Source organism: Ktedonobacterales bacterium (assembly GCA_036557285.1).
In the GTDB taxonomy this organism is placed as follows: domain Bacteria; phylum Chloroflexota; class Ktedonobacteria; order Ktedonobacterales; family DATBGS01; genus DATBHW01.
The window spans coordinates 1-20,411 of the sequence record DATBHW010000077.1 but is presented as its reverse complement, the minus strand read 5'-3'; the positions used below and the strand labels follow the sequence as shown (position 1 = coordinate 20,411).

The following is a 20,411-nucleotide window of genomic DNA, read 5'->3' as shown; positions in this document are numbered from 1 at the left end:
GGGCAGCCCTGGTCGCCGGTGAGGCGTTCAGCCGCCGGGACGGCGGCGCTCCGCTCGGTCCGGTGCGGCTTTCCGCCAGCGAAGCCACCAGCCAGGAGCATTGACCAAGACGGTCTAGAAAATTCGGGATGACCCATGTTGTCTCTTCGCGCTGCCAACACTGTTTAGAGCGCGTCTCGAATCTTCTCAAAGATATTGCGCTCGTTTTGCTGCGCTTCGATCTCGGCAAACTCTTTCAGCAATTCCTGCTGGCGCTTGGTCAGGTTGCGCGGCGTCACCAGCTTGACAATCACATGCTGATCGCCGCGCGCCGAACTATGCACCACCGGCACGCCCATCCCTTTCAGACGGAAGCTGCTGCCGCTCTGCGTTCCAGAGGGAATCTTGATCGTCGTCTTGCCTTCCAGCGTATCCACCGATACTTCCGCGCCCAGCGCCGCCTGAGTGAAGCTCAGGGGCAGCTCATAGATCACGTCGTTGCCTTGCCGCTTGAAGACCGGATGCGGCTTGACCGTCAGGCTGACATAGAGATTGCCTGGCGTGCCGCCGCGCGTGCTGACCTCGCCTTCGCCGGTCACACGCACGTTAATGCCATCATCCACGCCCGCCGGAATATTGACCACCACGCGGCGATTGGTGCGCACGCGCCCCTGGCCCCGGCAGGTCGTGCAGGGCGTCGTAATCACCTTGCCCTCGCCCCGGCAGCGGTCACAGACCATCACATTGACAAACTGCCCGAAGATTGATTGCTGCACCCGCCGAATCTCACCTGTACCCTGGCAGGCGGAACACCGCTGCGTCTGCGTGCCAGGCTGCGCGCCGCTGCCCCGGCAGGCGGAGCAGTTCTCCCAGCGGGGAACTTCGATCTCCTTCTGGCAGCCAAAAACGGCGTCCTCAAAGCTAATTGTCAGTTCATAACGAATATCCTGGCCGCGCTGGCCGCTGGCCCGGCGCGTCTGAGAGGTAGCGGCGCCACCAAAAACTTGCTCGAAAAACTCAGCGAAGCTGGCGCCAAAGCCGAAGTTGCCAAAGTCGCCATTTGCGCCGATGCCCGCCCCAACGCCCGCATGCCCGAAGCGGTCATACACCTGGCGCTTCTCCGGGTCGCTGAGGATTTCATACGCCTCGTTAATCTCCTTGAAGCGCGTCTCGGCCCCTTTTTCCTTGTTCCTGTCCGGGTGAAACTGAAAGGCCAGCTTGCGAAACGCTTTTTTAATGTCGTCTTCGCTCGCGCCTTTTGCCACACCGAGTACTTCATAATAGTCGCGTTTGACGGCCATTGGCAATCCTCTTCATCTCAGAAAAAGCGCCCTGCACCCTGAAGACAGGCGCCCCTTCCTGCTGGAATCATTATTCCACCGCTCGCGCACATGAACACTTGCTCCACCTGCTAGCTTGCCTCCGCTGGCGAGACTTGCCTGACACTATATCATACCTGCCCGCCAAGTTTACCAAAGAGGGATTTATGGGCTACTCATATCAGCGGCGTCCGTTGCCTGCCTGGCAGGCGACGGACGCCGCGCTTACCTAAACTTCCTTGAACTCACCCTCAACCGTATTGTCATCGCCAGGGCCAGAAGAGGAGGGGCCGCTAGCCTCAGATGGCCCTTCCTCGCTAAATCCCGCGCCGCCAGGGCCGCCGCCAGCCGTCGCGCCAGCCTGGCTGTAGATTTTCTCGCTGATCTTATAGAACGACTGCTGCAACGCCTCGCGGGCGCTCTTGATGCGCGACACATCGTCGGTAGCCAGCGCGCTGCGCACGTCCGAAATCTTGCTCTCCACCTCGCCGCGCTCCTCCGGCGAAATCTTATCGCCCAGGTCGCGCAGCGTCTTCTCCGCGTTATACGCCTCGCTATCGGCCTGGTTGCGCACCTCCACCTCTTCGCGGCGCGCCTTGTCCTCCTGCGCGTGCGACTCGGCGTCGCGCACCATCCGGTCCACTTCATCCTTGGAAAGACCGCTCGACGCTTGAATGGTGATGCGCTGCTCGCGGCCCGTACCCTTGTCCTTGGCGTGGACGCTCACAATGCCGTTGGCGTCAATGTCGAACGCCACCTCAATCTGCGGGATGCCGCGCGGAGCAGGCGGAATGCCATCCAGAATGAACCGGCCCAGCGAGCGGTTGTCCTTCGCCAGTTCGCGCTCGCCCTGCAAGACATTGATCTCCACGCTGTTCTGGTTATCGCTGGCCGTCGAAAACACCTGGCTCTTCTGCGTCGGGATCGTCGTGTTGCGCTCGATCAGCCGCGTGAACACGCCGCCCAGCGTCTCGATGCCCAGCGAAAGCGGCGTCACGTCCAGCAGCAGCACGTCGCGGACCTCGCCCGTCAGTACGCCCGCCTGGATCGCCGCGCCCACCGCCACGACCTCATCGGGGTTCACGCCCTTGTGCGGCTCTTTATCGAAGACCCGCTTCACCAGGTTCTGCACCATCGGCATGCGCGTCTGGCCGCCCACCAGCACGACCTCATCAATCTGGCTGGAGCGTACACCCGCGTCGCTCAACGCCTGGATCACCGGCTGGCGGCTCTTTTCCACCAGGTCTTCCACCAACTGCTCCAGCTTGGAGCGCGTCAGCGTCATGGTCAGGTGCTTGGGGCCGCTCTGGTCGGCGGTGATGAAGGGCAGATTGATCTCCGTCTGCATCGCGCTGGAGAGTTCTTTCTTCGCCTTCTCTGCCGCTTCCTTCAGGCGCTGGAGGGCCATGCGGTCCTGGCGCAGATCAATGCCCTGCTCCTTGCGGAACTCATCGGCCAGCCAGTTGATGACGCGCTGGTCCAGATCGTCGCCGCCCAGGTGGGTGTCGCCGTTGGTGGACTTCACCTCGAAGACGCCCTCGCCCAGTTCCAGCACCGAAATATCAAACGTGCCGCCGCCCAGGTCATAGACAGCGATACGCTCGTCCTTCTTCTTATCGAGGCCATACGCCAGGCTGGCTGCCGTTGGCTCGTTGATGATGCGCAGCACTTCCAGCCCGGCGATGCGCCCGGAGTCCTTGGTGGCATTGCGCTGGCTGTCGTTAAAATACGCCGGAACGGTGATGACCGCCTGCGTCACACGCTCGCCCAGGTATGCCTCGGCGTCGGCCTTGAGCTTCTGCAAGATCATGGCGCTGATCTCTGGCGGGCTGTACCTCTTGCCCATCACCTCCACCCAGGCGTCGCCGTTGTCGGCCCGCACCACCTTAAAGGGCATGTTCTGCTTGTCGCGGTTCACTTCCGGGTCATCATATTTGCGGCCCATGAAGCGTTTGATCGAATAGATCGTGTTCTCCGAGTTCGTAATCGCCTGGCGCTTGGCAACCTCGCCCACCAGCCGCTCGCCGCTCTTCGTGAAGGCGACCACAGATGGCGTCGTGCGCGCGCCTTCAGCGTTAGGAATGACGACCGGCTCGCCGCCTTCCATTACCGCCACGCACGAATTCGTCGTACCCAGATCAATACCAATGACTTTTCCCACGTTTGTCCTCCTCTGGTGAGGGCCGCTGCCCGAAACATTCAAGGCCAGAAGCGGCTCCTCAGTCAGACATTATCTGAATTGATAGACTAGCTCGGTTTGTCGGCGATTTTAACCGCCTGCGCTCTCTGTTTGCTGGGCTTCGCCAGATGGCTCCCCCTGGCTGGCTGCTCCGGCGCTCTTTGGCTTTGCCACGCGCACCAGCGCCGGACGCAGCACGCGGTCATGGATACGATAGCCTCGCTGATATTCGGCAGTGATCGCGCCGTCGGGATAGGCATCCGTCTCTTCGTGCGCCACCGCTTCGTGAATAGCCGGATCGAAGGACTGGCCTGGCTTTGTCTCAACGGGCGTCACCCCATACAGGCGCACCAGGCCGTCAAGATGGGCATACGTCAGCGCCACCCCCTGCACCCAGGAAAACTCGCGCAGTTCCACCGGCAAGGTATCGAAAGCGCGATGAAAGTTATCTTGCATCTTCAGCAGTTCCAGGAACAGCGGGGCCAGGCCATATTTTCGTTCCTGTTCGCGTTCCTGTTCAGCGCGTCGCTTGTAGTTTGCCAGATCGGCCTGGGCGCGCTGCCAGCGGTTCATATAATCCGTAGCTTTCTCGCGCTCGCGCTCCAGTTCAGCGGCCAGATCAGGCGCCGCCTCTTGTTTCGCCTGCTCCGCAGGAGCGGCTGACTCGCGCGTCTCTGCCGCCTCTTGCTGCGGCTCAGCTTCTTGTTCTTCCAGCGTCATTGCTGCAACTCCGCCAGTAAATCATTCATCACTTCGGTCATATAACGGACCACCGCAATAGCCCGACTGTATTGCATACGGGTAGGGCCAACAATCCCCAGCAAACCGCCCACCTGGCCCTCCCGTCCATAACGCGAAACCACCACGCTCACATCCTTCATCGCCTCAAACTCGCTCTCGCCGCCGATAATCACCTGCACCCCTCCGGCTGGCACTTGCGAAGCCAGCGCGGGCAAAAGGCGATTCTGTTCTAATACCTCTACGACTTTCTTGATACGCTGGTTGCGTTCATGCTCCGGCCCCAGCGTCGTGAACTCAGGCTGATCCAGCATCTGAAGAATGCCGTCGTGATAAAACGTCTCGGCAGTATACTCCCCATACTGGCCCAGCATCCGACTCATCGCATTGACCACGATCTGCTCGTTCGCATCCAGGTCCAAGCCCCCGGCCCGCCGTTCCAGGTCCGCCGAGTTCATATCCACAAACAGCCGGTTCAGGCGCTGCGCGCTCTGGCTCAGTTCCTCCTGCGTGGCTGGCATCTCCAGCAGCAGCCGCTCTTGCTTCACCGCGCCATCCTGCAAGACAACGACCAATAAGATCACCACGTCTTGCAGCGACAGCGCCTCAAAATGCTTCAAGCGCCCCTGCGCCGCGCGCGGCGGCGTCACCACCGCTGCGCTCTGCAAGGCCCGCGACAGCACCGAAGCCGTCAGCCGCACCCATTCATCCAGTTGATGCTGGACCTGATAAAACTGATGGCGAATCTGCCGCTGTTCATCAAGCGAAAGCGCGGATTCAACCATCAAATGCTCGACAAAGTAGCGGTAGCCTAAATCAGTGGGGATACGCCCGGCGGACGTATGCGGTTGAAAAAGCAGGCCCTCCTCTTCCAGGCTCGCCATCTCATTGCGAATCGTTGCGGCTCCCCAGGGCAGCCCGTACTGGCGCTGAAGCCCCTCGGAAGCCACTGGCGTAGCGGTACGAATATATTCTTCCACCAACGAGCGGAGAATCGCTTCTTTGCGCGGCGTCAATTGTTTGCCCATCTGGCGCTCCACCTCGCCCGGAGCAGCCTGGCAGACGACCCATCAGACTGCTTTCACCCATAGCATAGGAGTGCTAGCACTCTCATATCGAGACTGCTAGCACTCCGAAGTATAGCATTGCTATCCCGCCCTTGTCAAGGGCAGCGCGGCAAAACAGACAAATGTCCTGGTTGCTCCCCTCCCGCTTGACAAGCGCCAGCCAACCGGCTACAATCCCAGGTGAGCAGTAAAGCAAGAGACCCTATCCATGTCTCGCTGCTGCGCAGCCGCGCACAGCCTGACGCCTGGAAAGGATGACACGATGCAGGCAGCATCAAACGCCCGCCAGAAACCCGGTCGCAAAGAGAAGGCCGCGCAGGCCGTCGCTGCGGACGACACCTTGCGGGCAACACAAGTGCTGGGCCGCAAAGTCATTGACAGCAGTAACGCGCTGATCCTTGGCTATGTGGACGAAATCTATTTTAGTTTCGAGACGCGCCAGATGGTTGCGCTGCGGGTGCGCGCCTATTTCAAGGCGCGCCTGCTGGCGCTGCTGAAAGGCCACAAGAGCCGCTGGGTCGTACCCATGCAGATCGTGCATAAAATTGGCGCGTATGCCGTCGTCATTGACCGCGAGCAGGCCGGAATTCCGGTTGACCCCGCCAGGCCCACCGAGGCCGAAAAAAAATGGCGTTCGCAGCAGAAGCCGCCCCCCACCTCCGCCAGCCTTCACGGGCTGGTCGGGCGGCAGGTCGTCAGCGATGAAGGGGAGTTGCTGGGCAAGCTCAACGATGTCTTGCTCAGCGACGACAACCCGCTGATGCGCGGCTTCGAGATCAACACCGGCAGCGGCTTGATGAACCTGCTGGGCGTGGGAGACCACACGCAGCACCTCAGCGCCCGCGCTCGCGCGCTGGGCGATGTCTTGCTCGTACCTGCCCGCAGCCGACTGGTCCTCACCTCACCTTCTATCCCCGCTGTGCAGATACGGCCTGCCGCGCCGGAGCCTCTGCCTGCCACCCCGGAACCTCCCGAAAACCCAACCCCCGACTGGCTCTGCTAAGCGCGGCTGCTCCCAGCCATCAGAAGACTTCACACAGCCTCAACATCACCGCCCTCAAGCTCATGATTATGCTATAATGAGCAGGAGGCCGGGATAACGTGAGGAGGCATGACATCCTGCCCCCCGGCAAGTGGTTGAGGAAAGGATTTTTGATGTCCACAGGAAGCCCTGGCGAGCAGTATGGCTCGACTCTGGTATTAACCCTCGTCACCGGTCAGATGGTCACACTCAACACCACCCATACCCGCATCGGCGCCCGCTGGCTTTCAGAAGCAGAGGGCCTGGAGACGCTTGAATGGATACTCAGCGCCGGGAACGGCCAGCGCCCCGAAGCGGGATCGGGCTGCATCGTCGAAGTTGACGACGCCGGGCATCCCCTGCGCTTTTTTCCCGCGCATGCCATCGTCGTCGCCCGCATCGATCCCTCCTATCCCCTGAGTCAAGAACCCTAATCCCCTCAAAAGGGATGGGCTTGTGGTGGTGTCTGCCTAGCCAGCAGAACAACCACAAGGGTAACTTCGAGACTAGCTTACCCAAGGTCCAGCAATGGGCCGCTTGAAGGGGACTGAACCATCTGGGCGTGGCAGCCCACAGGACGTGCGGGACGCTTCCCTCATCTCGCTCCTCTCCGGTGGTCAGTAGCGAAGGGACACTACACACTCCGAAAGGAGCCTTACTGGATGTTCGTATCTGTGGTAGACCAAGACCGGCAGCCCTTGATGCCCACGACCCCTGCACGGGCGCGGCGGTGGGTGAAGCAAGGGAAAGCGACCCCGTTTTGGAAGGGCGGGGTCTGGTGCGTGCGGCTCAACCAAGAGCCGTCCAGGCGAGAGAGACAACCTCTTGCAGTAGGCATCGATCCTGGCAGCAAGAAAGAGGCGCTGGTGGTCAAATACGAGACGCTCTGGGCCTGAAGAAAAGTCAGCAGAAACTGGCGGAGACGTTTAGCGCCCATTGCGTAGATGCGTGGGCGTTGGCCTGGGCGGTCGTTGGTGGACAGCAAGCACCAGAGCAGACCCGTCTGCTCTGTGTGACGCCCTTGCAGTGGCACCGGCGCCAGTTACATCGCTTACAGCCAGAGCCGGGAGGCAAACGCAAGCCCTATGGAGGGACGCGGAGTCTGGGCTTCACGCGAGGAACGCTAGTCAAGCACCCAAAATATGGGTTGGCATATATTGGGGGTACCCTGAACGGACGGCTCAGTTTGCATGCGCTTGGAGACGGCAAACGGTTGTGCCAGAACGCACGGGGGGAAGTATGCAAGCAACGAACGATTCTGAGATGGAGAGCGCGACTCCTCCCGGTCCCCTAATCGGGAAGGGTCCCCGCCGCGCAAATAGTGATGAATAGAACCAGAGCGGGCGGCACGCCGCCGTTTTAATCCAGGGACTTTGATGCCCTTGCTATTCCCTTGTGAGCATGGTATAGTTGTCGCAGAGCGCCGATAGAGCGGTTCTCATAGCACTTCACAATTGGCGCTAGTTGTCCTACGCTGGCTGATAACCGCGTAACGGTACGTAGGCAAGGGCCGTCACAGGTCGATCCCCTGATTGCTCTCCTCCTTCGTCTCCCCGTGTGAGTTGATCGCCCGCAAAAAGTCGTTGTTTTGCGCTTTGATGCGCAAGGCCCCGGTTGGGCCGGGGCCAGAAAGAGGTTCAAGTTTCATGTCTTCCGAGTACATGTCGGACACCACAGGCAGTGACCAGACATTGCAATGCCGCGATTGTGGTCAGGATTTTGTCTTCACCGCCGGGGAGCAGTCTTTTTACGCCAGTCGTGGGTTCACCCACCCGCCGACTCGTTGCCCAGATTGCCGCGCCGCCCGCAAGGCGCAAGAGCGCGGCGGCTATGGCGGCCAGCGCGCGCCGCGCGAAATGTTCACCGCCATCTGCGCCAACTGCGGGCGCGAGGCGCAGGTGCCTTTCCAGCCCCGCGATGACCGACCCGTCTATTGCAGCGATTGCTATCAGCCACGCGCCACCAGCGGTGGCCGCAGCGGTGGGCGCAGCAATGATCGCGGCGGTCGGCGCGAACGCTGGTAGTCCTGGCTGCGCACACGTTTCTCATCGAGGACGAGCAATCCCCTTCCACCCTGGCGTGACAGGTACGCCAGGGTGGATTTTTTCATGCCTCAAGCCCCTTGACACGCCCGCCAGGTTGCCCTAAAATAGACGCCAATAACGGCGAGCTTTCATCTCCTAAAAAGACTCGCGCGGGCGGGAAGGGGTTCCAATGGCAGAGGATCGCGTAGGCCAGCAGCTTGGCAACTATCGCCTCACCCAACAGCTAGGCGAAGGCGGCTTCGCCGAAGTCTACCTGGGCGAACATATCTACCTCAAGACCCAGGCCGCCATGAAAATCCTGCATACCCGCCTGGGAAAAGATGATCTGGACGGTTTCATCAGCGAAGCGCAGACGATTGCCCGCCTGAAACACCCGCATATCGTGCGCGTGCTGGAGTTTGGTGTCGAAGGCAGCACGCCCTTTCTCGTCATGGACTACGCGCCCAACGGCACGCTGCGCCAGCGCCACCCCAAAGGAACCAGACTGGCCCCCGCGACCATCCTCTCCTACGTCAAACAGGTGGCCGAAGCCCTGAGCTACGCCCACGAGCAAAAGCTGGTGCATCGGGATGTGAAGCCAGAGAATATGCTCATCGGCGAGCGCGGCGAAGTGCTGCTCTCCGACTTTGGCATCGCCACCGTCGCGCAAAGCTCGCGCTACCAGGGGACGCAGGAAGTCGCTGGCACCGTGACCTATATGGCCCCGGAGCAGGTGCAGGGCAAGCCGCGCCCCGCCAGCGACCAATACTCGCTGGGCATCGTCATCTATGAATGGCTCAGCGGCGGGCAGCCCTTTCGCGGCTCCTTTACTGAAATCGCCACGCAGCATGTGCTGGCGCCGCCGCCGTCCCTGAGCGAGAAGCTGCCCGACATCGCGCCCGCGCTGGAAGCCGTCGTGATGACCGCCCTGGCGAAAGACCCCAAAGAACGCTTTGCCAGCATCCAGGCGTTTGTCAACGCCTTCGAGCAGGCGTGTCAGGCCGCTGCCTCTCAGGCGGTTCAGCCGCCAGCCTGGGAAACCCAGCCCATGCCGGATGCCGCAGCGCGGCCAGCCGAACCCTCCGATCCATCCTTCTTTTCGGCTCCCACGCGCATCACCCCGCCCTCATCGCCCGCTCCGACCTTCCAGACGCCCACAAAACTCGCGCCGCCTGTCGCCAGCACGCCGCCCAACGCCGCGCCGGGCGCGCCAACGTTGGCCGCCGCGACACCCCCCGGCTGGAAAGACGTGGCCGCGCCAGCGCCAGCAGACTCCGCTGAGACATTCGGCGTCCTGCTGCCCGACTCGCCAGCGCCCATTCAGCAGGCATCAGTCACGCCGCGTATCAAACGCCCCAGGCTCCGCTCCCCCAGGCGCAGAGTCATCGTGGGCAGCCTCCTGCTCGCGCTGATACTGATAGCAGCAGGGAGCGCGTGGCTGCTGATCTTTCAGCCCTTCAAGTTCAACCAGGAAGTCCACAATGGCGAGCATATCTTCAGCCTCCACGTAGGCGCGGGGTTTGATTCAGCATCGGCCAAAATCCTGGGCGAAACAGACACGTTCAAGGTGGGCGATACCGTCTATATTGCCTTCTCTACCGGGGTAGACATCTCTACCGAAAAGTTGGAGCTTGATCTCATCCACAACGGCAGCGCGGAAAAGATACCGAACCTACAGGCGCCACTGACGCAAGCAAATGTCTATTGGAGCTTCGCCCCAATTTCATCCACAACAACGCCCGGCGTCTACAAGTGGGTGGTCTACTACTTTGGAAGCGCCGATGCCAGCATCACCTTCCAGGTCGTCCCATAACTGGCCGCTTCTTGACAAAATAGAACTTACGTTCTATAATTATCTACGGCCCCCGTTTGCCGCTCACCGCGCCAGCCCTCACCTGTAACGCCGCAAGTCCTCAACAGGATGCGGCATGAACAATCCCACCACTAAAACGGACCCTCTGCTACGTTCCTTAGAACCGGAACAGGTGTCACTGCTTCCAACATGCTCTTTTCGTTTCGCTGCAACCTTGCCGTTCTGCTTGCGTAACGCGACTCTTGCTTTTCTCGTCTCTCAGGAGGGACACACCATGCAATCAACCGATCAGATCAACGCGAGCGCCGCAGTTGCTCTGGAAGAGCGCCAGCAGGACAGCGCGCTCTTTGTCGCCACCTGTCGCGCGCACCCACACAGCGCCAACCTCTACGATGCCCTGCCCCTCGACGCGGGGGATTATCAGGTTGCCTGGGCCTATCCTGCCGAGGCCGCAGGCAAAATCCCGATGAGCTTCACATACGGGCGCTGGAAAACCATCTCCCACCGCGAGCCACCAGACGATGTGGCGGCGCTTCTGCCGACTGGCGACGTGCTGGTGGTGGTACACGGCTTCAACGAAACCGCGCCAGAAGGCGTCTATACCGGCCAGAAAATATCGGCTCGCCTGGCTCCCCAAAAGCGCACCGGCAGCATCAAAGCGGCGCTCGGCGGGCATAAAGGGGCCAGCCTGCCAGGGGCGCTGCGCCTGGCTCAGAGCCTTCAGAACCGGCTTTCCACGCCAGCAGAGGCCGACGCTGAGAAGCCGCTCTACCAGCAGCTTATCGCCTTCACCTGGCCCTGCGATCATCGCGTCTGGCCCGGCTATCTGCTCGACAAAGAAGAAGTAGCGCGCTTTGCCGCCTTCTCGCTGGCAAACCTGCTGGCCGACCTGCGCGCTGCCCAGCCAGACCGCCGCATTCTGCTGGTCGGTCACAGCATGGGCTGCTTCCTCACCATCAAAGCTCTAAACATCCTCTCGGTGCTGCGCTCTGCCCAGGCAGGCAGCGGAGCCTCATCGGTGATCGTGGATCAGATGGTGTTCTATGCTCCCGATCTGAATACCGACGCGCTCCAATCCGATCCGCCGCCGCGTGGGGCCGCTGACACTGATCTGAGCGACACCCTGGTTGCCCGGCGGCGCAATGGCTATGGCTTTCAGGCGCTGGACCGCGTGGGCCGCCTGACCATCTATTATTCCTTCCACGATAACATCTTGATCTGGTCGCCTTTCGCCAACTTCTTCACGGAAGAATCCAGCGGCGGGGCCGGAAGGGCGCGCCTGGGGTGGTGCGGTCCATACAATATCAAGACCGTCCATAAAAACGTGGTGGCCGTTGATTGCTCCGCTTGCATCTATGACCACTCCGCCTACTTCATTCGCCATGAAGTGCTGAAGCATACCATCGAGACACTGGCGGGGCCGATACCCGCAGCGCCGCAGCATGCTCGTCAGGCCGCGCCGCTCCAGACGACACAAGAAGGCGCTCAGCAGGCTGCTGAGCGCCTCTGGACGTGGTACACCCCGGCGGAGATCGCCCGCGAGTGGTGGGAACGCTTCTTCCTGTATAAATCGCGCTGGGTGCGGCGGCTGGCCGTCGCGCTGGGCCTGCTCCTGACACTCGCCATCATCGCAGGCGTCATCTTCGGATTGGTGAAGCTGGTGTTCGGCGTCTAGCGGATAGTGTGCATTGGCATAATTACATAGGTATAGTCGTTCGCCCCAACCGGGCGAACGACGCCCGGCTTCTGCGCTGATTCCAGTTCCAACGCCACTTCAGGCGTATCAATTACTGCCAGCACATCCGTCAGATAGCGCACGTTGAACATGATACGCAAGCCCTTGCCGTCAACTGCCGCGTTGACCACGCTGGTATTGTCGCCCAGTTCCTCAGCCGTCGCCTGGAGCATCGCCGTCCCTGGCTCCACGCCATCGGCCCGGCCCTGTTCAATCGTCAGCGTCACAATGTTATTGCTATCCTTGGCAAACAGCGCCACCGATTTGGCCGCCGCGCGGAACTCGCCGGTATCCAGCACCGCGCGCATCTCGTGGCTCTGCGGCATGATGCGCTGATAGGCGGGGAACGCGCCATCAATCAACCGCGAGATCAGGTCCATGCCCTCCGAATGGAACAGCACCTGGCTGCGGTTGGGCGTAATCACCATCTGCACCGTGCCTTCGGCTGGCAGGATGCGCGCCAGTTCGGTCAGCGTTTTTGCCGGAATGAGAATGTCGCCGACGGGATGGCCGTTGGCGGTCAGATCAGTCGAGCGCACCGCCAGCCGATAGCTGTCCGCCGCCGCAAACGTAATCTTGTCTTCGGCCACCTGGGCCAGCACGCCGGTAAAGACGGGCCGCGCCTCATCGGTGGCAGCGGCAAAAGCCACCTGCCCGATCATCTCTTTGAGCGTGGCCGCATCCAGCAGGACCGGCGGCTCATTGCTGTCGGCGCTGGGAATCGTCGGGAACTCGCCCGCGTCCATCCCTTTCACGTTGGCCGCGTTGCGATTGCTCTTGACGCTGAGCGTATAGCCGCCCGCAGGCAGATTCATCTCCACCGTGCCCTGCGGCAAACCGCCGACAAAATCGGTGAGCAGCCGCGCCGGAACCGTCACCGAGCCTTCTTCGGCCACCTGCGCTGGCACCCAGCAGGTAATGCCAATCTCCAGATTCGTCGCGGAAAGCCGCAAACGATTCTCGTCCGTCGCTATCAAAATATTCGAGAGGACAGGTAAAGTGCTGCGCGTGGCAACGGCATGGCTCACCACCGAAAGCCCGCGACTCATATCAGATTGCTTACACGTAATTTTCACGATTGCCCCTCCCGGACCTGGGTTGTCTGTACTGATAATTTCCCTTTGCGAGTATACACGCTGCGGCATGATGAAGCAAGAAGAATGCCGCAACCTGGCATTCTTTTATAGCAGGGCAAATGCGGTAATAGAATACGTGTAGCGCCGCCTTCCAGGCGGCTCAACGGCTGGCCGCCTGCGCGGCCTGAGACGAAGACACGCTGATGGGGCGGGGGGAGCCTGCGTCGGCAGGCTTGGCGGGCAACGCCCTCCAGACGCGGGCGCGCGAGCGAGCGCAGCGAGCGAGAGGACGGGGCAACAGCCGAGGCAAGCGCCCGCCGCCGCAGGCGCGGTTTTAACCACCTGCGGGGTGGGGCGGCTTTTGTATTGGCCCTGGTCCAAACGTCCCATATCCTTGACAACGCGCGTAGCAATGGGCCAGTATATCAGCAGGCGCTCCCCGCTGGGGAGCGTGTAGCACATTTCCAGCAACCATAGGTCTGACACGGCACGCCCCAGGGTACTGCCTCAACCGCCAGCTTCACAGCACGCGCAGGCGTGGCCTTTGGCTTCTTCTAGCGCCTCGTGGCCTTCGCGGATGACGAAATAAAGCAGGCCCAGCGAGGCCAGCGCATCGGCCCACCACCAGCCAAACACCCGCGTCAGCGCCAGGCCCAGCAGCAGGACCAGTGACATATAGGCGCAGGTCACGCTGCACGCCGCGTCGGCGCGCAGGGCCGCGCTTTCGATGCGCCGGGCAACGCGCAGCTTAACCCGCCAGAGGATGGGCATGACCACTGCGGCGGCCAGCGCCAACGCCAGCCCGGCCCAGCTTTCATCGGGGTGTGCGCGCGTGAGCAGCGAGAAGGCGGCGTTGAGCAGGATATAGGCGGCCAGCGCGTAGAGCGCCAGGCCAACGATACGGCTTGCCCGTCGCTCCACACGCTCCAGTGTTTCGCCTGCCCTGCCGCCCTGCTCAGCGAGCAGCCGCCAGAGCAAGACACCGCCGCTCACCAACTCAATAACGCTGTCCAGGCCAAAGGATTCGAGCGAAGCACTGTGCGCCGCAAAACCAGCGATCAGCGCAACCAGCGCCTCGGCCAGCATCCAGAGGATAGTCACGACCTCGACGGCAATCCCCAGGCGCAGATCAGCGCGCCGCGCCAAAGATGAACCTTTGCCCTGAGCGGGAAGACTGATAGCAGGCGAGTCAGGCATGTGCGCGCCTCATCCATTTCCTCTGTTTGATCATGCCGCTGTTTCCTCGTTCTCTCGCAACTATATACCATTCCCGCTTGATGAGCAAGGAAAACCCCACTTGCAGCGCCGCCCCTCCACACCAACGCCGCGCCTGCACGGGTGGGGGCCACTTGTAGCGCCGCCTTCCAGGCGGCTCAACGCTGCGCCAGGGCGAGCGTTCGCCCTCCAGGCCAACCTATCAGCAGGCCAGTGTCTAGCCGCCTTCCGGCGGCGCTACAAGTAACACGCCTCGCTTGCCAACACCTCAGATTTGGTAGAACCCCACTTGCAGCGCCGCCGGAAGGCGGCTAACCGCCGCGCCTGCACGGGTGGGGGCCACTTGTAGCGCCGCCATCTTGGCGGCTCAACGCTGCGCCCTGGCGAGCGTTCGCCCTCCAGACCACCGGACCAGCAGGCCAGCGTTGAGCCGCCAGGAGGGACGCGCGAGCGACCAACGGGAGCGAGACTGCCGAGGCCCAGCCGAGGCAAGCGGCCCTTCCCGAAGGGGGGCGGCGCTACAAGTGGTGTTTTCCTTGCTCGCCAACACCTCATGCCTGGTGGCACTCGCTGGTTCCGGCTCAGCCATTGGCTTCCAGATCGGCGGTCGCCACGAACCACTTGCCCGCCTTGCCCTCGCCGTTCGTCTGCCCTGGCGCGCTATCGCCGCTAAAGGTGTAGAGCGGATGCCCGTTGTAGGCCACCTGCGCGCCATTCTCGCTCGTCTGAATACTGAGCGTGCCAGACAGCTCCGACGACGCCGTTGGATCGCCCGGCCCATCGAAGAGCAGCGGGGGCCAGTTGGCGATGCAAGCGCCGGTACAGGCGGTCTTATCTGGCGTATCAGGCTTGAAGTAGTAGAGGGTCAGCCCCTGCGCGTTCGTCAGAATCGTTGTTTCCTGGCCCTCAACGGTGGCCTGGGCTGTCTGAACGACGGCTGGCGCGGGCGCAGATGTTGGCGTCGGTGTCGGCGTCGGCGTCGGCGTATCCGCTGGCGTAGGTGGGCTGTCGCCAATTGCTACGGGGTCCGCCCGCTTTGGCGACTGACTTCCGAGCAATTTGCCGCCCAGCGCGATCCCGCTGATCAGCAGCACCAGCACCAGCAGGCTCCCACCAAGCAGCAAGACCTTTGGCGGGCGCTTATAGCGCGCCACGTTCGTAATGGCTGCTGGCAGCGGCGCTGGCGCTGGCGCTGGCCGCACAGGCGGGAAGGCCGGTAAAACGCCCACAGGCATGGGCGCTGGAGCCTCCAGTACCGCCGGGGCCGCTGCCCAGGCAAATACCAGTTCGATGCCACCTGCACCCCCCAGGCGCAGCGTATCGCCCTCGCTCAAGACATGGGGGGTTCCCCCGCTCAAGCGCAATCCATTCACCAACGTTCCATTGCTGCTGCCGACATCAACCACTTGATAGCGCCCATCGCCCAGCGGTTGGATTTCAGCGTGCTTACTGGAGACCTGGCTATGCGTGAAGACCAGCCGGTTCTGGCGGCTCCGCCCAATAGTCAACACGTCATGGTCAAGGTAAATAAGGCCAGAGGGGCCACGTAATGTTGCACTCATCAGTTCCTCGTTTCTGTCATAGCGCCTGCTGCAAGGCGATTCTGCTCGCAGCTTCCGTTACAGCAAGTATAGCTATGAAGAACGAGAACACTCATCGGCAAGATTACACATTTCACGGACGCAGCGCGCGGCGCGGCGCTTGCCTGGCAATGACAAGCGCCGCGCCCGAACTACAGCATTTTACCGATACCGCTAATTCTCGTCGTCGCAGCGGTTCAGATCGCAGTAGAGCGCGTTGGAGGTGCAGGCGCAGTGGCCCTTGTGGCCGCTGTGGGCCGCGCTCTCGAACTGGATCGTCGCGTGTTCAATCTGGTATTTTTGCAGCAGCATCTTCGAGATGCGGTCCAGAATGGGCGCGCTGCCGCTGGGCGGCAAATCATCAATGACCGCGTGGCACGAAAGCGCGCGCATCCCGCTGGCAATGCTCCAGACATGCAGATCATGCACGCCGCGCACGCCCTTCACACTGCGCAGATCGTTGACCAGCGTGGGGATGCGAATGCCGCGCGGCGTCGCTTCCATGAGAATGCCTATCGTCTCGCGCACCAGCCGGAAGGCGCTCACCGAGATCAAGGCAGCGATGCCCACCGACAGAATGGGGTCCACCAGTGTCCAGCCGGTCAGCAGAATAATGACGCCCGCCACGATCACGCCCACCGACGCGCCCACGTCGCCCAGCACATGCAAGAGCGCCCCACGCACGTTCAGGTTATCTTCGCCCGCGCCGCGCAGGCCAAAGGCAATGAACAGATTGACGCCAATGCCCACAACAGCGGCCAGGAACATCACCACCGGCTGCACCGGCTCTGGATGCGAGAAGCGCATCACCGCCTCGACCAGAATGACGACGGCGATCACGATCAACGTCACGGCATTGGTCAGCGCGGCCAAAATGCCGACGCGATGATAGCCGAAGGTGTTGCGCGCGTTGGCCGGACGGGACGCCTGAACGCTGGCAAACCAGGCCAGGCCCAGCGCAAACAGATCGGTGACAGTATGCCCCGCGTCGCTGAGGAGCGCCAGGCTGTTGCCGATCAGGCCGCCAGTCACCCCCACCACTAGAATCACAAAGGTGAGCAGGAAGGCCAGGCGCAGCCGTCCCTGCGCCAGCGAGGCAGTGTGATCATGATGCCCTGCCTCATGGTGGCTATGGCTATGACTTTGCGCCTGGTGACTATGTGAATGATCGTGCTGATGCGAGGGGCGCTGTGTTTCCGTCTCTCCCCTCAGCTTCCTGACAGCCATGAGCCAACCTCCCCAACCGCAGCAGTTTCAGCCACCGGCAAACGGGCGGGCGTCTGGTGGGCGGCGTGTGCCAGCGCCTGCTGAAAGAGCGTCAGCACATGGCTATCCGCCAGCCGATACAGCGCAACGCGCCCGCACTTCTCATATGTCACCAGATGGTGATCGCGCAGCACGCGCAGTTGATGCGAAATGGTGCTGGCGTCGCGTCCCAGCGCCCGCGCCAGATCAGAGACACGCAGTTCCCCCGCAGCGGCCAGCGCGTGCAGCACCGAAACACGGGTGGGATCGCCCAGCAGCGCAAAAATGCTGGCGACCTCCGATGCTGTTGAGAACGGCAAACGCCACTCCTCGGCGCGCTGCGCCAGCGGCAGCCGCCACATCCCCTGCGCATCCGACGCCGAACGTGCCTGCGCGTTTCCCATATGGGCTGACATCCCTTCTATCCTCCAGCCGGATAATACCTGCATGATGATGCAGTAATGCTTTGCGCATAGTATACCATAGAAAATCGCAAGCGTCCATCCGCTTGTTCGTGTCGGTTCTAGCAAAAATGAGGTGTTGGCAAGCGAGGCATGGTACTGGTAGCGCCGCCATCTTGGCGGCTCAACGTTGGCCTGCTGGTAGGTTGGCCTGGAGGGCGAACGCTCGCCAGGGCGAATCGTTGGCCGCCTGGAAAGGACGCGCGAGCGACCAACGGGAGCGAGAGGACGGGGCAACAGCAGCGGCCCGCGACCGAGCGCAGCGAGGGAGAATGCGGGAACCCGGTTCCCGCAAGGGCCGCTCCCCACAGGGGGAGGCAAGCAGCCCAGGCCGCAGGCCCGGTTCCCGCAAGGGCCGCTCCCCAAAGGGGCGGTCAAGCGGCTCTGGCGAAGCCCTTCCCGAAGGGAGGCGGCGCTCCCAGTGACCCCCGATAATTGGTGGAACGGTCCGTGTCTCTGGCACCTATTATGCAGGCACATTCATTCGCAAAGAGCGTTCCGAGACAGGCACATGGTATTAGCACCTGGCATTATAAGGAGGAAATCCGATGATGCAGCAGACCTCTCCAGTGGCCGCCAGCGGCTCGTTCACGCTCGGTGGCGATCTCAAGGTGAATCGCCTGGGTTTTGGCACGATGCGCCTTACCGGAAAAGGCATATGGGGGCCGCCAGCAGACAAACAAGAGGCGCTGGCAGTGCTGCGCCGGGCTGTCGAATCAGGCGTCAACTTTATAGATACAGCAGACTCCTATGGCCCTGGGATAAGCGAAGAGTTGATTGCCGAGGCGCTCTATCCCTATCCTGCCGAATTGGTGATTGCCACAAAGGGGGGCTTTCAGCGCCCAGGGCCGGGGCAATGGGTACCCGATGGCAGACCCGAACATCTACGCGAGGCAATCGAAGGGAGCCTGAAGCGCCTGCGTCTGAAGCGCATCGAGGTCTATTTCCTGCACACGCCAGACCCAAAAGTTCCGCTTGAACTATCGGTGGGAGAACTGGAGCGTTTGCGCGAGGCCGGGAAAATCCATCACATCGGGCTGTCCAACGTGAGCAAAAGTCAGTTCACGCGCGCCCGACAGATAGCCCCGATTGCCGCCATCCAGAACCAGTACAATCTGCTTGATCGCACCTCCGAAGAGGTCGTGGAGGTGTGCGAGCGGGCCGGATTGGCGTTCATCCCCTGGTTCCCCCTGGCAGCCGGGCAACTGGCCCATCCTGGCGGGGCGCTGGACCAGATCGCCAGAGCGCGCCACGCGGCCACCAGCCAGATTGCGCTTGCCTGGCTCCTCAAGCGTTCGGGCGCTATGCTGCCCATCCCTGGCACGTCCAAAGTGAGCCACCTGCAAGAACTGGTGGCTGCCGCCGAAATCCAACTCAGCGAAAGCGAGTTTCAGACACTGGCCGCGCTCCGCCCCTAGCTGGCGCTGAAAGCAGAAGCCTAAAGCTTGGCGTCAACATCACGCGGATCAAAAGCCGACTCCAGACCGCCGCCGATGAAGCAGCAGGCCAGCACCAGGACCACGATGGCAAGCATCGGCCAGATTATTTCATAGCCAAACGCCTGGAGATAGGGCGCATACTGCGCAATCATCAAGCCCAGGCCCGACCCCGGCGGCTGCACGCCCAGGCCCAGGAAGCTCAGCGCGCCGTCGGCACCCAGGTTCCCCGCCAGATTCAGGCTGGTAGCCACGATAATCAAGCTGCCCAGATTCGGCAGAATATGGCGCATGATAATCTTCAGGCTGCTCGCTCCACTGGCGCGCGCCGCTTCGATGAACTCTTGCTCTTTGAGCTGCAACGTCCTGCCGCGAACAAAGCGGGCCATCTGCGGCCAGATGAGGAACCCCAGGACCAGACAGGCCAGGAACACGCGCCCATAGGGGCCAAAATCAAAGCCAAAAAGAACCATACTATCGAACTGCGGCCCGAAGATCGCCACGACCAGAATAGCAAGAAGCAGCCCCGGAAAGGCAAACATCAAATCGGTAAAACGCGCCAGCACAGTATCAATGATGCCGCCAAAATATCCGGCCAGCACGCCAAAGAACACGCCAAACAGCACATCCTGAATCTCAATCGCAATAACGACGAGCAAGGACACCTGCCAGCCCCTCAGCAAGCGCGCCAGAATATCCTGCCCGTTATCATCAGTCCCCAGCCAGTGCTGCGCGCTGGGGTATTGCTTGAGCCGATTGGCGTCTAAATATTCCGCGCTGTGATACTGCGTAGAAGGGTGCATGAGCACATAGCCCGGCACCACCTCCTCGCGCAGCGGCTGCCCGATGTGCTGATAGATCGGCGGTAAGACGATACTGATGAATAAAATCGCCAGCAGGATATAGAGCGAAACCATCGCGGGCTTGTCGCGCCGGAAGCGACGCAGCGACGCCTGGAACGGCGAAACCGGTGGCGCTGTCTTTTCGCCTTCTTCTAGCTCGGCAGGCGCTTCCAGCGCCCCCTCCACCATCTCAACCGACGCTGCCACGTTCTCGACTGGCAAATCAAAGTGTTTTCCAGACTCCATGCGTGTATCCTCCTGGCCGCCAGGCAAACGAGCGAAGAAGATCAACGGGAGAAAACCCCTGACTACATTATACACGCACCCTTGTTGCAATTTCACGGCGCTCATAGCCAGTTACGCCACCTATCGGGGGCGCCACTTGTAGCGCCGCCATCCTGGCGGCCAACGCTGCGCCAGCGCGAGCGTTCGCCCTCCAGGCTAACGTACCAGCAGGCCAGTTTCTAGCCACCTGGAAGGCGGCGCATCTGCGCTCTCAGCCATCCGTCAGGAGATCCAACCAGGGATGCTGGGGATGCGCCTGGAGCAGCGCCTCGCTGAGCCAGGTGCGCCGTTCTCGATGTAACACGGACAGGGTTTGCCGGAAGTCCGCTTCATCCTTTTGGCGCAGTCCCTTGGCTTTGTAAAGCAATTGGATCTCGGGAGCGAGATAGGGGATGC

At 61.6% G+C, this 20,411-nt stretch carries 20 protein-coding genes; 8 read left to right on the top strand and 12 right to left on the bottom strand.

The window, feature by feature from the left end; translation table 11 throughout:
- Window positions 1-164: 164 nt before the first annotated feature.
- The 4 genes from dnaJ to hrcA all read right to left on the bottom strand — a co-directional run bounded on the left by dnaJ (window position 165) and on the right by hrcA (window position 5,243).
- Window positions 165-1,280 (bottom strand): molecular chaperone DnaJ, encoded by a 1,116-nt coding sequence (gene dnaJ / locus VH599_21405; protein HEY7350882.1) that lies wholly within the window; start codon window positions 1,278-1,280, stop codon window positions 165-167.
- Between the two features lie 247 nt (window positions 1,281-1,527).
- On the bottom strand, window positions 1,528-3,501 hold the full coding sequence (gene dnaK, locus VH599_21400; protein HEY7350881.1) for a molecular chaperone DnaK: 1,974 nt from the start codon (window positions 3,499-3,501) through the stop codon (window positions 1,528-1,530).
- Window positions 3,502-3,567: 66 nt separating this feature from the next.
- Window positions 3,568-4,197 carry a nucleotide exchange factor GrpE gene (locus tag VH599_21395; GenBank protein HEY7350880.1) on the bottom strand — a complete coding sequence of 210 codons (630 nt, stop codon included), beginning with the start codon at window positions 4,195-4,197 and terminating at the stop codon, window positions 3,568-3,570.
- Window positions 4,194-5,243 carry a heat-inducible transcriptional repressor HrcA gene (gene hrcA / locus VH599_21390; GenBank protein ID HEY7350879.1) on the bottom strand — a complete coding sequence of 350 codons (1,050 nt, stop codon included), beginning with the start codon at window positions 5,241-5,243 and terminating at the stop codon, window positions 4,194-4,196. Before hrcA ends, VH599_21395 begins: the two co-directional genes overlap by 4 nt.
- A gap of 301 nt (window positions 5,244-5,544) precedes the next feature.
- On the opposite strand from hrcA, the gene VH599_21385 reads away from it, so the two are divergent.
- From VH599_21385 to VH599_21375, 3 genes are all read left to right on the top strand, one after another.
- Complete coding sequence (locus VH599_21385; GenBank protein ID HEY7350878.1) at window positions 5,545-6,285, top strand: PRC-barrel domain-containing protein; 741 nt, start codon at window positions 5,545-5,547, stop codon at window positions 6,283-6,285.
- 152 nt (window positions 6,286-6,437) lie between these two features.
- Window positions 6,438-6,737: a hypothetical protein gene (locus VH599_21380; protein ID HEY7350877.1), complete on the top strand. Its 300-nt coding sequence runs from the start codon at window positions 6,438-6,440 to the stop codon at window positions 6,735-6,737.
- 228 nt (window positions 6,738-6,965) lie between these two features.
- Window positions 6,966-7,199, top strand: a complete 234-nt coding sequence (locus VH599_21375; protein ID HEY7350876.1) for an RRXRR domain-containing protein — start codon at window positions 6,966-6,968, stop codon at window positions 7,197-7,199.
- Between the two features lie 617 nt (window positions 7,200-7,816).
- On the opposite strand, the gene VH599_21370 is transcribed toward VH599_21375, so the two are convergent.
- Entirely contained in the window at window positions 7,817-7,951 is a 135-nt protein-coding gene (locus VH599_21370; GenBank protein HEY7350875.1) for a hypothetical protein, read from the bottom strand.
- On the opposite strand from VH599_21370, the gene VH599_21365 reads away from it, so the two are divergent.
- The 3 genes from VH599_21365 (at window position 7,950) to VH599_21355 (ending at window position 11,815) form a co-directional block, all read left to right on the top strand.
- Window positions 7,950-8,327 carry a zinc-ribbon domain containing protein gene (locus VH599_21365; protein ID HEY7350874.1) on the top strand — a complete coding sequence of 126 codons (378 nt, stop codon included), beginning with the start codon at window positions 7,950-7,952 and terminating at the stop codon, window positions 8,325-8,327. The two genes, VH599_21370 and VH599_21365, sit on opposite strands and share 2 nt — an antisense overlap.
- A 190-nt stretch (window positions 8,328-8,517) precedes the next feature.
- The gene (locus VH599_21360) at window positions 8,518-10,140 is read left to right on the top strand and encodes a protein kinase (protein HEY7350873.1); all 1,623 of its coding nucleotides are present in this window, start codon (window positions 8,518-8,520) and stop codon (window positions 10,138-10,140) included.
- A gap of 274 nt (window positions 10,141-10,414) precedes the next feature.
- Window positions 10,415-11,815 (top strand): alpha/beta hydrolase, encoded by a 1,401-nt coding sequence (locus tag VH599_21355; protein ID HEY7350872.1) that lies wholly within the window; start codon window positions 10,415-10,417, stop codon window positions 11,813-11,815.
- Here VH599_21355 and dnaN read toward each other — a convergent pair.
- Both dnaN and VH599_21345 read right to left on the bottom strand, forming a co-directional pair.
- On the bottom strand, window positions 11,812-12,951 hold the full coding sequence (gene dnaN, locus VH599_21350; GenBank protein ID HEY7350871.1) for a DNA polymerase III subunit beta: 1,140 nt from the start codon (window positions 12,949-12,951) through the stop codon (window positions 11,812-11,814). The genes VH599_21355 and dnaN overlap by 4 nt on opposite strands.
- 507 nt (window positions 12,952-13,458) lie before the next feature.
- Window positions 13,459-14,148: a cation transporter gene (locus tag VH599_21345; protein ID HEY7350870.1), complete on the bottom strand. Its 690-nt coding sequence runs from the start codon at window positions 14,146-14,148 to the stop codon at window positions 13,459-13,461.
- Between the two features lie 100 nt (window positions 14,149-14,248).
- On the opposite strand from VH599_21345, the gene VH599_21340 reads away from it, so the two are divergent.
- Entirely contained in the window at window positions 14,249-14,413 is a 165-nt protein-coding gene (locus tag VH599_21340; GenBank protein ID HEY7350869.1) for a hypothetical protein, read from the top strand.
- 334 nt (window positions 14,414-14,747) lie between these two features.
- Here the strand turns inward: VH599_21340 and VH599_21335 are convergent, their stop codons facing one another.
- The 3 genes from VH599_21335 to VH599_21325 form a co-directional block, all read right to left on the bottom strand.
- Window positions 14,748-15,728, bottom strand: coding sequence for an FHA domain-containing protein (locus tag VH599_21335; protein ID HEY7350868.1), 981 nt, complete (start codon window positions 15,726-15,728; stop codon window positions 14,748-14,750).
- A 192-nt stretch (window positions 15,729-15,920) separates the two neighbouring features.
- On the bottom strand, window positions 15,921-16,973 hold the full coding sequence (locus VH599_21330) for a cation diffusion facilitator family transporter (protein ID HEY7350867.1): 1,053 nt from the start codon (window positions 16,971-16,973) through the stop codon (window positions 15,921-15,923).
- The gene (locus VH599_21325) at window positions 16,955-17,407 is read right to left on the bottom strand and encodes a metalloregulator ArsR/SmtB family transcription factor (protein ID HEY7350866.1); all 453 of its coding nucleotides are present in this window, start codon (window positions 17,405-17,407) and stop codon (window positions 16,955-16,957) included. The genes VH599_21330 and VH599_21325 overlap by 19 nt, the downstream gene beginning before the upstream one ends.
- Before the next feature lie 593 nt (window positions 17,408-18,000).
- On the opposite strand from VH599_21325, the gene VH599_21320 reads away from it, so the two are divergent.
- Window positions 18,001-18,870 (top strand): aldo/keto reductase, encoded by an 870-nt coding sequence (locus tag VH599_21320; GenBank protein HEY7350865.1) that lies wholly within the window; start codon window positions 18,001-18,003, stop codon window positions 18,868-18,870.
- Between the two features lie 20 nt (window positions 18,871-18,890).
- Here the strand turns inward: VH599_21320 and VH599_21315 are convergent, their stop codons facing one another.
- On the bottom strand, window positions 18,891-19,976 hold the full coding sequence (locus tag VH599_21315) for an ABC transporter permease (GenBank protein ID HEY7350864.1): 1,086 nt from the start codon (window positions 19,974-19,976) through the stop codon (window positions 18,891-18,893).
- Between the two features lie 250 nt (window positions 19,977-20,226).
- Window positions 20,227-20,411 (bottom strand): aminoglycoside adenylyltransferase (locus VH599_21310; protein ID HEY7350863.1); only part of this gene is annotated, 185 nt, incomplete at its 5' end.

Coding starts and splice junctions, on each gene's coding strand:
- VH599_21320 (HEY7350865.1), top strand. CDS start 18,001: ATGATGCAGCAGACCTCTCCAGTGGCCGCCAGCGGCTCGTTCACGCTC.
- VH599_21315 (HEY7350864.1), bottom strand. CDS start 19,976: ATGGAGTCTGGAAAACACTTTGATTTGCCAGTCGAGAACGTGGCAGCG.
- VH599_21360 (HEY7350873.1), top strand. CDS start 8,518: ATGGCAGAGGATCGCGTAGGCCAGCAGCTTGGCAACTATCGCCTCACC.
- VH599_21325 (HEY7350866.1), bottom strand. CDS start 17,407: ATGTCAGCCCATATGGGAAACGCGCAGGCACGTTCGGCGTCGGATGCG.
- VH599_21335 (HEY7350868.1), bottom strand. CDS start 15,728: ATGAGTGCAACATTACGTGGCCCCTCTGGCCTTATTTACCTTGACCAT.
- hrcA (HEY7350879.1), bottom strand. CDS start 5,243: ATGGGCAAACAATTGACGCCGCGCAAAGAAGCGATTCTCCGCTCGTTG.
- VH599_21345 (HEY7350870.1), bottom strand. CDS start 14,148: ATGCCTGACTCGCCTGCTATCAGTCTTCCCGCTCAGGGCAAAGGTTCA.
- VH599_21385 (HEY7350878.1), top strand. CDS start 5,545: ATGCAGGCAGCATCAAACGCCCGCCAGAAACCCGGTCGCAAAGAGAAG.
- VH599_21380 (HEY7350877.1), top strand. CDS start 6,438: ATGTCCACAGGAAGCCCTGGCGAGCAGTATGGCTCGACTCTGGTATTA.
- VH599_21370 (HEY7350875.1), bottom strand. CDS start 7,951: ATGAAACTTGAACCTCTTTCTGGCCCCGGCCCAACCGGGGCCTTGCGC.
- VH599_21365 (HEY7350874.1), top strand. CDS start 7,950: ATGTCTTCCGAGTACATGTCGGACACCACAGGCAGTGACCAGACATTG.
- VH599_21355 (HEY7350872.1), top strand. CDS start 10,415: ATGCAATCAACCGATCAGATCAACGCGAGCGCCGCAGTTGCTCTGGAA.
- VH599_21375 (HEY7350876.1), top strand. CDS start 6,966: ATGTTCGTATCTGTGGTAGACCAAGACCGGCAGCCCTTGATGCCCACG.
- VH599_21395 (HEY7350880.1), bottom strand. CDS start 4,197: ATGACGCTGGAAGAACAAGAAGCTGAGCCGCAGCAAGAGGCGGCAGAG.
- dnaJ (HEY7350882.1), bottom strand. CDS start 1,280: ATGGCCGTCAAACGCGACTATTATGAAGTACTCGGTGTGGCAAAAGGC.
- VH599_21330 (HEY7350867.1), bottom strand. CDS start 16,973: ATGGCTGTCAGGAAGCTGAGGGGAGAGACGGAAACACAGCGCCCCTCG.